This is a genomic window from Melioribacteraceae bacterium (assembly GCA_030584085.1).
Classification (GTDB): Bacteria; Bacteroidota; Ignavibacteria; order Ignavibacteriales; family Melioribacteraceae; genus SURF-28.
Map to the genome: position 1 here is coordinate 151,305 of CP129490.1, position 11,395 is coordinate 162,699.

The 11,395-nt window shown below is 34.3% G+C and carries 10 protein-coding genes; 1 reads left to right on the forward strand and 9 read right to left on the reverse strand.

Features of this window, described 5'->3' with window-relative positions:
• Positions 1 to 246: 246 nt before the first annotated feature.
• The 3 genes from QY331_00630 to QY331_00640 are packed head-to-tail and all read right to left on the reverse strand — an operon-like array spanning position 247 to position 2,734.
• A complete protein-coding gene (locus QY331_00630) occupies positions 247 to 1,182 on the reverse strand; it encodes a DUF1853 family protein (protein WKZ69753.1) in 936 nt (311 codons plus the stop codon).
• Complete coding sequence (locus QY331_00635) at positions 1,182 to 2,129, reverse strand: pyridoxal-phosphate dependent enzyme (protein WKZ69754.1); 948 nt, start codon at positions 2,127 to 2,129, stop codon at positions 1,182 to 1,184. Before QY331_00635 ends, QY331_00630 begins: the two co-directional genes overlap by 1 nt.
• Positions 2,130 to 2,131: 2 nt before the next feature.
• The gene (locus QY331_00640; protein WKZ69755.1) at positions 2,132 to 2,734 is read right to left on the reverse strand and encodes a TetR/AcrR family transcriptional regulator; all 603 of its coding nucleotides are present in this window, start codon (positions 2,732 to 2,734) and stop codon (positions 2,132 to 2,134) included.
• A gap of 225 nt (positions 2,735 to 2,959) precedes the next feature.
• Here QY331_00640 and QY331_00645 point away from each other — a divergent pair, with 225 nt between their 5' ends.
• Positions 2,960 to 3,961 (forward strand): protein DA1, encoded by a 1,002-nt coding sequence (locus QY331_00645; protein ID WKZ69756.1) that lies wholly within the window; start codon positions 2,960 to 2,962, stop codon positions 3,959 to 3,961.
• Between the two features lie 36 nt (positions 3,962 to 3,997).
• Here the strand turns inward: QY331_00645 and QY331_00650 are convergent, their stop codons facing one another.
• From QY331_00650 to QY331_00675, 6 genes are all read right to left on the reverse strand, one after another.
• The gene (locus tag QY331_00650) at positions 3,998 to 5,803 is read right to left on the reverse strand and encodes an AGE family epimerase/isomerase (GenBank protein WKZ69757.1); all 1,806 of its coding nucleotides are present in this window, start codon (positions 5,801 to 5,803) and stop codon (positions 3,998 to 4,000) included.
• A gap of 50 nt (positions 5,804 to 5,853) precedes the next feature.
• Complete coding sequence (locus tag QY331_00655; protein WKZ69758.1) at positions 5,854 to 6,582, reverse strand: hypothetical protein; 729 nt, start codon at positions 6,580 to 6,582, stop codon at positions 5,854 to 5,856.
• 159 nt (positions 6,583 to 6,741) lie between these two features.
• The gene (locus QY331_00660) at positions 6,742 to 8,364 is read right to left on the reverse strand and encodes a T9SS type A sorting domain-containing protein (protein WKZ69759.1); all 1,623 of its coding nucleotides are present in this window, start codon (positions 8,362 to 8,364) and stop codon (positions 6,742 to 6,744) included.
• A gap of 122 nt (positions 8,365 to 8,486) precedes the next feature.
• A complete protein-coding gene (locus tag QY331_00665; protein ID WKZ69760.1) occupies positions 8,487 to 10,043 on the reverse strand; it encodes a T9SS type A sorting domain-containing protein in 1,557 nt (518 codons plus the stop codon).
• A gap of 142 nt (positions 10,044 to 10,185) precedes the next feature.
• Positions 10,186 to 10,587: a response regulator gene (locus tag QY331_00670; GenBank protein WKZ69761.1), complete on the reverse strand. Its 402-nt coding sequence runs from the start codon at positions 10,585 to 10,587 to the stop codon at positions 10,186 to 10,188.
• Between the two features lie 168 nt (positions 10,588 to 10,755).
• Positions 10,756 to 11,385 carry a response regulator transcription factor gene (locus QY331_00675; protein ID WKZ69762.1) on the reverse strand — a complete coding sequence of 210 codons (630 nt, stop codon included), beginning with the start codon at positions 11,383 to 11,385 and terminating at the stop codon, positions 10,756 to 10,758.
• Positions 11,386 to 11,395: the final 10 nt, after the last annotated feature.

An 11,395-nucleotide genomic window follows, 5' to 3' on the forward strand; every position in this document is an offset into this window, starting at 1 on the left:
CACAATTAAGACGAGGCTAAAGATAATTAAGTTCTCATAAATTTATTAACTACTTTCGACATACCCTCTACATGATTAACGTGCCAATAAATTTTAGAACGATCTCGCAGATAGGAAATTCAGTATATAATTTTTTGCTTTCGGTCGGAGTTCTCTATTACTTTTCTCATGGAAGGAAGTCGTTTAGCTCTTCGTGGAATATGTTCTCACTTTTTTAATCGAAAAGACGCAGAGATGCAAAGTTTGCTATAAATTTATTTCCGGCCAAGTATCATGAACTATAAAACCTCTTGAGATTTCCTCATAATAATTCTTACCAATATTATTTAATTCAGCGATAAGAAGAGGATAAGTATTTTTTGAAAAGTAATTTTTCAATTTATTCGTCAACTCATTATTTGTAAAAACCGAAGAATCATTAAATGTAATTACTTTCGAAATCCAATTAGCTCTATCTACAACCAACCAATTGCTATTTTTTTGTGATAGGAAATAGTCAATATCTTTTGCATAAATCCACCAACCTTTCGGATGATCCGGATTTGAGTGTTTTGGAATTATAAATGAATTATTAAAAAATAAATCAGCATAATAAAAGATATACCCTTTAAATAATATTTTGGGGATTACTTCTTCCTCGATATCGTCGATTAATAATGCTTCTCTTCCTTCTTCCGTTTGACCAAGTAGTATTTGTTCGTTTACAATTTTGCTGATTTTTCTATCAAGATTATCAATTGAATTAGGTCCGATAAAATTTGAATCCTCGGGAACATTATTTTGAGCAATATAAAATTTACCTGCACATTCAAGATGATAAACTTTATTGTCGGTTAGATCCCTATAAACAAAATCAAACTCTCCGATTGTGCTTCGTCCTTTGAATACTTGAAGATTATGAGCAAGTAGTTTTTTGCAATCGCTGTATTCCAACCAATATTCTACAAGTGATTCAAAATATTTTCCAAGTAAATGTGTGTTCCCGTTGTTTACATGCTCAACTAATTTCAGTGGATTGTTATCAAGTTCATTCAAATGAGGAATGAGCTTTTCAAATTCAATTGTAAAGAATTCTTTTTCAAGAAACGCATCATTCTCATCATTGCTTATTAGCGGAGGAGAACCGATTACCCAGGCAAGGTCTCTAACAGTTTGGTTTTTATAATGCTTTATAGATTTCATCAGAAGGGAAGGTTATTCAAATCAACATTGCCGCCGGAAATTATTATTCCGACAGATTTGTTTTCAAACTTTGATTTGTTGTTCATAACAACTGCAAGCGGTACTGCAGAAGATGGCTCAATTATAATTTTCATTCTTTCCCAAATTAATCGCATTGCTTCAATTGTTTTATCATCGCTTACGGTGATTATTTCGTACACAAATTTGTTGATAATCTCAAATGTTTTATCGCCGAGAGACGTCAACAAACCATCACAAATTGTTTTGGGATTTTCAGAGGGATAAATTTTACCATCACGCAACGATCGAAAAGCATCATCGGCGCCTTCCGGTTCGCAGCCGATAACTTTTGTGTTAGGCGACAAATAATTTGTTGAAAGTGCAGTTCCGCTTAATAAACCTCCGCCGCCAACCGGAGTTAGAATATAATCAAGTAATTTTGAATCATTGATTAATTCGTAGGCTGATGTTGCTTGTCCGGCTATTATCGAATAATTATTAAACGGATGAATTAACACAGCACCTGTTTCATCTATGATTTTTTGAGCAGTTTCTTCTCGTGATTTTAGAGTGGGCTCACAAAAGGTAATTTTACCACCATATGATTGTACGGCTATCTTCTTTATTTCCGGAGCGGTTTTTGGCATAACTATATAAGCTGTCGTGTTGTTCATTTTAGCAGCTAATGTTAAAGCCGCCGCATGATTGCCTGATGAATGTGTTACAACTCCTTTTTGTAATTCTTCCTTTGAAAGTGAAGCAATTGTATTGTAAGCTCCTCTAAATTTAAACGCACCAACCTTCTGAAAATTTTCGCACTTGAAGAATACTTTACATCCGCAAATTTCATCAATTAATTTACTAGTTAAGATCGGAGTGTAGTTTACCGCGACACTGATTCTTTTTACGGCTTCTTTAATATCTTCTAACGTTGGAATTGAATTCATGATTATCTCTTAACACTTTCCCAGAAAAATTCGGAATGTTCGTTTGCATTTTTAATTGCAGATTTTAGATCAATATCAGCTTCATTCAATAAAAATTTCATGCGGATAAAAAATAAAGGTGCTATAAATTCATTGGCAAAAATTTCCGGGTTTCCTTTCTTAATGAATTTATGATTCTGCATTTCGGTAAAAATCATTATCCAAACTTTTTGTGCATCTTCAATAAGTGAATTTATTGAAATGCTTGTTCCGTTATTTTCGGTTCCGTTTTCTTTTAGCACTAAATTGAAAAAACGAATTTCTTCAATAGCACTCCACTTTCTTAAGAGCACTTCAGAAAAAGTTTGCATGAACTTTTGTGGTTTACTAAGTAAATTAATAAGTTCATCGTCAAGCAAATTAAGTCCTGCGGTTGATCGACCAAGCTTCTCAATAATTTCGGTAAGTATAGCTTTTTTTGAACTGAAGTGATTGTAAATCGCGCTTTCTCTTAATCCGACCGCAGAGGAAATATCCCGTACAGAACTTCCTGCAAATCCATTCTGTGAAAACAATTTGAGGGATTCCGAAAGGATCATATCTTTTGTTTTTTCGCCCTTTTTCATCTTTTTAGCCAAATGTTTGTGAACACTCGTTAATATAATGGATAATTGGGTGGGAATCAATTAGAGAAGGGTTTCAGACCAAAGCACTGAAGCCGCAGCTCCCCAGCCAGCCGCAGCAACTTTAGTCCAAATTCCCGGTTTCAAATAGACATGAACTGTATTAAAAAAGTTCTAATTTATCACTCAAAAATTGCAATAATAGATTAATCAAACTAATTTTCATTTATGATAAATAACCTCTCTAAAATATTTATTCTCCTTTTGATTATTATCACCGTTGATGGACAGACAATTAATTGTGATCATTGTGGCAAAAAAATAGAAGACCGGTATGTTTCTGTAGAGGAGAAGAATTATCATCCCGAATGTTATGAAAATTTTATAGTCGAAAAATGTTCGTTTTGCAGTAAACCACTAATAGGTCAATTTATTGAGAAAGATGGAAAGAGGTATCATGAAAAATGTTTTCTAGACAACATCGCATTACGATGTGATCTTTGCGGTGAAGTGATTAAAGGGAGCTATATTTCCGATTATTGGGGGAATAAATATCATATAACCCATCAACTAAATGAATCGAAGTGTGATTATTGCGGCAGATATATTTCAGGCAAACTGACCGGCGGTGGTTCTAAGTATAATGACGGAAGAGTTATTTGTGGAATTTGTGAGTCAACGGCTATAAGTAATACCGGTAAAGCAAAATCGGTTTTAGCGGAAGTTCGAGAATCATTAGAGAAGTTTGGAGTAGAGATTGAGTATGAGTCAATCAACTTAAAACTTGTTGATAAAAATGAGTTGAAAAAAATTACAAACGAAATTGATGCCGATAGAAGTGATCCGAGAGGATTTGCTGAATATAAATTTGTTACTTCGAATGATCAAATTATCGAAAGAGAGATTACCATTTATATTCTTAACGGAATGCCGAAAAAAGAATTTGAAGCAGTTGCCGCACATGAATTGATGCATGTATGGCAATATTTGTATGCTAAACAAAAATTAAAACCACAATTCTCCGAAGGAAGTGCGGAGCTGGCGTCTTATCTGTATCACAACCAATTTGATGATGATTATTCACGATTTATTATTTATAAAACAAAAACAAATGAAAATCGAACTTACGGCGAGGGATTTAGAAGAATAAAACGAGTTGTTGATAAACTCGGTTTAGACTATACTTTAAAACACATCAAAATATTAAAAGACTTCCCACCGGGATATTAATTCCGGAGATATCTTAGATCCTGAATAAGTGTTAACCTATTTTATTAGCATCATTTTTTTGATTGCGCTATAAATATTATCAACGTCAAGTTTATAAAAATAGACTCCGCTTGAAAGATTACTTCCGTCAAATTTTACTTCATGATTACCGGATTGCAGCTTTGTATTAACAAGTGTTGCGACTTCTCTACCGAGAATATCATACACGATTAAATTCGTCTGTAGGGACAAGTCGCGACTTGTCCCTACGTTTGGTAGTGCAAATTTTATTGTCGTTGTTGGATTAAACGGATTCGGATAATTTTGTAATAACTCAAATTCTATTGCTAATTGTTCCAGTTCGTCAACACCAACCGGAATCGTTGCTTCATAAATTACTTCGAACTCACCACCAACTCCGGCGGGAATTTTTAGTGTTCTATTTTCGGGATCAAAATCAGAATAAAACTGTCCGTCAAGAAAAACATCAGATATCATCAATGTTGTTGAAGTAAGGGCGACAGGATTTAGATTAATTATTCTTTCAAAATCAACAGGGTCAAAATTATAGTAGAGAGGAGTTAAATCATGTGTAAGAAAGAAGTTGCCGTAAAGATAATTGTAATAACCAAGTTCAATTGAATGATACCCGGCTTTTCCTCCGCTTCCTTTGTGTTCCCCCCATGTTTCACCACCATAACGAGTTCGATTTTCATATACTTCGCCATACTCATGATCAACAAAATATTTCATAAAAAAGTCATTTGTTTCGTCAGCCATTTGTAAATATTTTTCATTATTTGTTAACTCATACATTTGTAATCCAGCAACAACCGCTTGTTCCATTTGCCACCAAGCTTTTGCGGTATCTGGATTATTCCACATTTGCATTTCACCTGTTAATCTATCATAATCTTTATATGGTCCGCCAAGTTCGTTATCATAACCCTTTGCTAATACATCGTCAATCAGTTTTTCAGCGGCGGATAAATATTCTTCATTATTATTATAGTGATAAATTCTCGCAAAGCACCAAGCGGTTTTTAGAACATGTCCCATCAAAGTGAGAGTTTCATTTTCATTTATTTCCCACATTGAATTATACTCTTCGGCAAACCCAATAGCTTGTTGATCCATGCTCTCAACTAAATGTTCAAGCATGTTTTGAGCGACCAATTCCAGTTTAGTTAAATATTTTTGATCGTTTGTCATTAAATATAAATGAAGCAAATGTGTTGTAATTGCATCAACTGTGGCGTTAAAACTTTTACCGGATTTGGTATTCCAATTTCGAGATACGGTATCATAGTAGCCGAAATACTGAGGATCATCGTCCCAAAGTTTATCTTCGTTGTTTTGATAACCCTTCATCAGCCAATTGAGAGCTGATGTATCGCCTGTTGCTTCGTAATATGCTGCAATCCCAAGAAGAGCGTAATGTTGATAGAAAGCAGTCTTATTTTGATTTATATTATTTGGATTTCCGTCTCGATCAAGCGAATTAAACCAGCCACCATGATCTTCATCCCATGCATGTTCGTACATGAATTCTAACGCTTCTTTAGCTCGATTAAGGTACTCCAATTTCCCGGTCATCTGATATGCTCGCGTTAAACCATATGCATTGCGGGACTGTGTAAGCATGTCTTTGTTAGTTCCCCAAGAAGAAAGTACTCCGCCTGATTTACTAATATTTGTATAAAACCCGCCGCGAATTAAATCCCAGGTGGGCATCCAAAAGTTTGCACAGCTATCTACATACCCGATGTTTTTTGCCGGATCAATTAAGTGTTTTGATTTTAATTGGTATTGCGCGTGGAGAGATATGCTAAGAAATAATAAAAGGAGTAGAATCTTTTTCATTTTTAGTTGAAAAGTTAACTACTCCCGGGCAAAATAAAAAATATTCTTTTCTATTTATTCGATCTAATTTCGGATATATCTTCTCTGAGTACTTCAGCAATTAAAGCCCCTGCTCCTGATGCAGCATCATAAACACTCGCTTGAATTTCTTCCTCGGAAAGATTTGATAGTTGAGCGGCTCCTATAACACTTGAAACAGTATTCACGGTTCTATCGAAACTATGTCCCGATTCTTTGATCGGAACTACATTGCTTCCCTCATATTCCCAAACAACTGTTGCTGTGGTTCTATCAATTATACGTGAAGTTGCTTCGACCAAAACTCCAACTCCGGTTTCGTTTGAACCTAATTGACACTTTGTTAGAATTGTTTCGACGATGAACATTGGCTGTTCGCTAACCGATTCAACACTTTGTATATCGTAATATCTTACAAGAGTATTTTCAATACCTTCAGAAACGTAATATGCCATTTGATTCATATCGATTGCATTACGTAGTTTTTCGGAAGTTTCTGATGAGACAATTGCCGATGCAACGGAACCGATTGCTTCAGCTACATCTAATGCTGCACTGAATCCTCCGGAAGAGAACAAACTTTTTTTGGTTCCTAAAGGAGTTGTAAAGTCCACCGCTACTTGCTGTGCACCGCCTGCAATTCCATCTTCAAAGTGAAATGTTTTTGATTGCAAATCATAATTTGCAAGTTCGTTTGTGTGACCACATCCTGTGAACAAAAAGAGCAAAACAGAAATAACGGGAATTATTATTTTTTTCAAAGCAACCTCCAACCCATTTTTGTATGCTAAAATTATTTTCACGATTCTTTGGAGACAATATGTCTTAATTATAAGCTGTTTGCAATCGCATGTTAATGCTATGCGGAATAGCTAATGCAAATTTAAAAATATTGGAATAAATTTTATGAAATTCTCAAATTACTTGACAAATAATAACTTTTTAGTTGCTTCAAAATTACCGTGAATTAATTTATATAAATACATTCCGCTCGTTAAATGGCTGGCGTCAAAGGTTACTTCATAATTCCCAGAATTAAGTTTTTCATTTAATAATATTGCGATTTCTCTACCAAGTATATCATATACGATTAAGCTTGTCTGTAGGGACAAGTCGCGACTTGTCCCTACGTTTGGCACTGTAAATCTTATAGTTGTACTTGGATTGAATGGATTCGGATAATTTTGATCTAATGTAAATTCATAAATCAGTTCATCATCAATATCTGTAATTGTTGTCAGATCAACAGTTACAATTTTTGAATAATCAAAAGTCCCATCATTATCAATTTGTTTTAATCTATAACGTACCTCTTCAGAATACGGCAATTCGGAATCCGTAAATTCATAATACTTCGGCGAGTTTGTTGTACCGTGTCCATGAACGAATCCGATAGCTTCCCAGCTTTCTTCTGAATTCTGGATTCTATCTTCTGACTTCTGCACTTCGAATCCGTAGTTATTGATTTCCGTTGCGGTTTCCCATTCAAGTAATATTCTGTCTTCCGTAAGGTATCCTTCAAAAGAAGTTAGTTCAACAGGTAAAGAAACTTCGGGGAAAGTTGCGGCTATCGCATTTGCCATTTTTGCCCAACCGGTTTGATTATCTCTTAGTTTAGTTTTTTCTTGTTCAAGGTGTAGAAATTGTCCGGTATTGATAGTTGCGTTATCATCACATGGATCACCGCTTCCGTTAATAAATCTCCCTTGGGTGTTTGTAGTTCCAAGTAACCTATCCCATGTTGTATCTATGTGTGCAATCTTGAATGTTAGGGAATCGTCTTCAATCAGCAAATTATCCTTTAAGTCCGATAAATAATCATCCGGCGGTGTGTCGTCTTGAACACCATTACTCATTATAACGTACGGATCGGACTCTCCTTTTCCGAAACCATGAAGTTGAATAAATATTAATTGATTATTAGCGTTAAACAATCTTTCGGTTGTTCTTTGGAAAGTACCAGTTGTTGTATGGGCTTGATCAGATATTTTGTAAGCTTCTAAGATATTGCTCCCATTACAAACGGATGTTCTTCCATCACAGGTTGTTGTATCGGTACTACTGCATCTACTTGTTCCGCTCAAGAAAAATGAACGGGCTCCGACTTCTCTAAAAACAAAAAATCCTTGTTTACCTGTATTGAAATCTTTTTTTGGATGCGGACTTTGAATCACTAGTTGTGCCCTATCTGGAGCGGGATTAAAAATATAAGTGCCCCAGTAATTTGTTCCGTTGGGATTGTTTTGAAGTACATAATATGTTTTATTTGGCGAAACTGAATTATCAATAAATTCAGTAATTCGATAGGAAAGACTAGATGCTAATGAATGGGCATCAGCATAATTTGTAGCTAAAATGCTGTCAATTATTTCACCCCAATTACTTAATTGTTCTATAGTTGGATGTTGATATTCATTTCCACCAACAACATCCGGCATATTAGTGATGATGCTGTCGATATGAGTCTGAAGATTGCCGCTTTTTTGGATTTGAGCAAGGGATATTATGCCTAAGAACGTTATTGCGATTATAAATCGAAACATCTTATTACCTTAAAAAATTTATAAACTTTAGGCAAATAAGACGTAATATACTATTTGGAGTTCCAAAGGAAAAGAAATAATTTGAGGAAAAAATCGATAATTAGGATTCCGTTCATTTGATACTATTTTAGCAGCATCAACTTTTTTATCTTGGAAAATTTACCGTTGGTTAACTTATAAAAATACATTCCGCTTGAAAGATCGCTTGCATCAAATTGTACTTCGTGATTGCCCGGCTGTAGTTTTTGGTTTACAAGCGTTGCAACCTCTCTTCCGAGGATGTCATATACAACTAGTTTTGTTGTAGTGGACGCAAATTTTGCGTCCACTACGCTTGGGATTGTAAATTTTATTGTTGTACTTGGATTAAATGGATTCGGATAATTTTGTTCCAATACAAACTCATAAATAACTTCATCATCAACAGAAGTAATTGAAGTTAAATCAACAGTTACAATTTTTGAATAAGCAAATATTCCGTCGTTATCTATTTGTTTTAATCTATAATCAATTCGAGTAAGATTATGATTAAGATCAAGAGGATCAGTAAATGAATAACTCTTCGGTGAACTTGTTGTCCCGTATCCTTGCACAAAACCTATTTCTTCCCAATGATTTTCACTTTGGACTTTTTCCTTTGTCCTTTGAACTTGGAAACCGTAGTTATTGGTTTCCGTTGCCGTTTCCCATTCAAGAATGACATCTTTATTAGACACATATCCTTCGAACATATTCAATTCAACGGGGAGTGCATTTTCAAAAACAAATTCAGCAATTACAGGTAAATGATCACTAGCATAATAAAGTGCTTCAGCAATTGAATCGGGTACCGCTGAGTTTGGTAAATCAATTAACTCAAGATCATAATGATTCCCATCGTTTCCGAAGTTAACGTACGAATTATCGACATATGTAATGCCACCAAAATCATTAATTGATTGTGAAAATAGTATAAGATCAAACCGATCATCCAGTCCACCGATAGTACCCCCGCCAAATGCTGCAGTTCGAGTACTTTGTGTATGTTGTGAAGCATTTAATGGGCTATTCCAAGTTCCACTTACTGTAATTGGATCAATAAAATATCCGGTTTGAGATTGGTCTAATAATTTAACGTATGCAGGTTCGTTTGATGAATAAAAGTTAAAGTCGCCGACGACCATGTAATATTTATTTGACGAAAAAGTGGAAGTTACTTTAATTAAGCTGTCAACCTCAGCTAATCGTTGCTGCTGATTTGTTGAACCTGTGCTTGATTTTAGGTGAACCGAATAAATTATTAAAGTATCGGTACTATGAGGATGATAAAGTGTAAATTGATTGATATCCCGAAGCTCTGTTGTAATCGGGATATTACTAATAAACTCAAATTTGGTTGAGTCATAATAAATACCGTTGTCCGAATCCGGTCCATTGATAAATGACCCTGCCTTATAATTTTGAGGAATCGGTTTTAATACCTCAGTATAAAACTCATCAATACTTTCTTGAGAAATAACTTCTTGAACGACTAATATTTGTGGCTGTACATATTTTAACGTTTTTTGAAAATATGGATTTCTTGTCTCGGAAGTACTACCCGGATAATTAAGCAAATTATAAGTCATTAGTTTTATCGTTTCTTGAGCACTTAAATTTGTGAGTATTACTAAAAACACAATATTAAAAAGTTTCTTCATCTTTTTCGTTCTATTACTTTATACTTTCATTTATTATCGAAAAAAACGAGTGATTATTTAATCTTTTTTGAAGGAATTTTGGAAGATATTTATTTGGGGGGAGACAAGAATCTATTTAAAAATCCTTGCTAACAAATTAAAACTATTTGGTTGATATATTCTGTTCGGATGAAGTTTGAAAAAAAATTGATCTAAAATCATTAATTACATTTTTTATCTTAACAATATCATGCCCTTTGTATAAGAAATAGTCCGCCCCTAATTGCTTGCTGATTTCCTCGAAATTATATTTTAACTGATTGGTAAAAATAATTTTTAATGATTTTGAATCTTGATTTCGTATAGACCGGAGTAGGTTTAGACCCGAACCATTTTCAAGATCAATATCGGTTATTATTATCTCCGGTTTCTGAGAATTGATTTCTTTAATGGCTTCATGAAAAGAGTTCGTCTCGAAAATTTCGGGATTTGTATAAGCATCATTTACTAATTCTTTAATTCGCTCTCTTATTTTTGAAGATCTATCTGCTATTAAAACTTTCATCAATTACCCCAAAAATTACTGATAAAGATATTGGTTTTTCTTTGGCTCTGTCTAGTGTCGAATTATTGGTTTTTGTGTAGAGATTTTTAGAAGTGAGTTGCGGTAATTACAACGAATATTATGCGGTTATTTCGACTACTTATTAGTTTTACCGAAGTGTAATAATTTTTATGTAATCAGATTTTGCTCAATCGCATATCTGATAATTTCCGCATTAGTTTTCATTTTCATTTTTTCCATTATTCTAGATCTATAAGATGTGACAGTATTCACACTTATAAAAAGCATTTCAGCAATTTCGCTTACAGATTTCCCCTCGGCAATTAAACGCATAACTTCAAATTCACGATTTGATAAATTTTCATGCAGGGGTTTATCATGATCAACATCCAACTCCAAAGCTAAGTGTTCTGCCAGTGTCGGTGTGATATATTTTCTTCCGTCAGCAATTTTTCTTAAGGCTTCTATTAAAATTTTTGAAGCGGTGCCTTTTGTTATAAATCCAAAAGCACCGGCTCTAAGTGCTCTAACCGCAAATCTATCTTCCGGATGCATACTTAAAATTAATATCCGGGTGTCGGGATAATGTGTTTTTATTTCACTTATTAAATCTAAACCGCTTCTTCCCGGAAGAGTAATATCTAGAATGACGATATCAATTTTATTTTTAGATAAAAGCTCGAACATTTCGTCAGCATTTTGAGCTTCTCCAATAACATCAATATCGGATTCTTTTGCGATTACCTTTTTAAGTCCCTCACGTATTAATTCGTGATCATCAACGAGAATTATTCTCATATAAATTTCC

What these genes read in the sequence shown, in the direction of transcription:
- QY331_00630 (WKZ69753.1), bottom strand. Translation starts at nt 1,182, where the DNA reads ATGAAATCTATAAAGCATTATAAAAACCAAACTGTTAGAGACCTTGCC.
- QY331_00635 (WKZ69754.1), bottom strand. Translation starts at nt 2,129, where the DNA reads ATGAATTCAATTCCAACGTTAGAAGATATTAAAGAAGCCGTAAAAAGA.
- QY331_00640 (WKZ69755.1), bottom strand. Translation starts at nt 2,734, where the DNA reads ATGAAAAAGGGCGAAAAAACAAAAGATATGATCCTTTCGGAATCCCTC.
- QY331_00645 (WKZ69756.1), top strand. Translation starts at nt 2,960, where the DNA reads ATGATAAATAACCTCTCTAAAATATTTATTCTCCTTTTGATTATTATC.
- QY331_00650 (WKZ69757.1), bottom strand. Translation starts at nt 5,803, where the DNA reads ATGAAAAAGATTCTACTCCTTTTATTATTTCTTAGCATATCTCTCCAC.
- QY331_00660 (WKZ69759.1), bottom strand. Translation starts at nt 8,364, where the DNA reads ATGTTTCGATTTATAATCGCAATAACGTTCTTAGGCATAATATCCCTT.
- QY331_00665 (WKZ69760.1), bottom strand. Translation starts at nt 10,043, where the DNA reads ATGAAGAAACTTTTTAATATTGTGTTTTTAGTAATACTCACAAATTTA.
- QY331_00670 (WKZ69761.1), bottom strand. Translation starts at nt 10,587, where the DNA reads ATGAAAGTTTTAATAGCAGATAGATCTTCAAAAATAAGAGAGCGAATT.
- QY331_00675 (WKZ69762.1), bottom strand. Translation starts at nt 11,385, where the DNA reads ATGAGAATAATTCTCGTTGATGATCACGAATTAATACGTGAGGGACTT.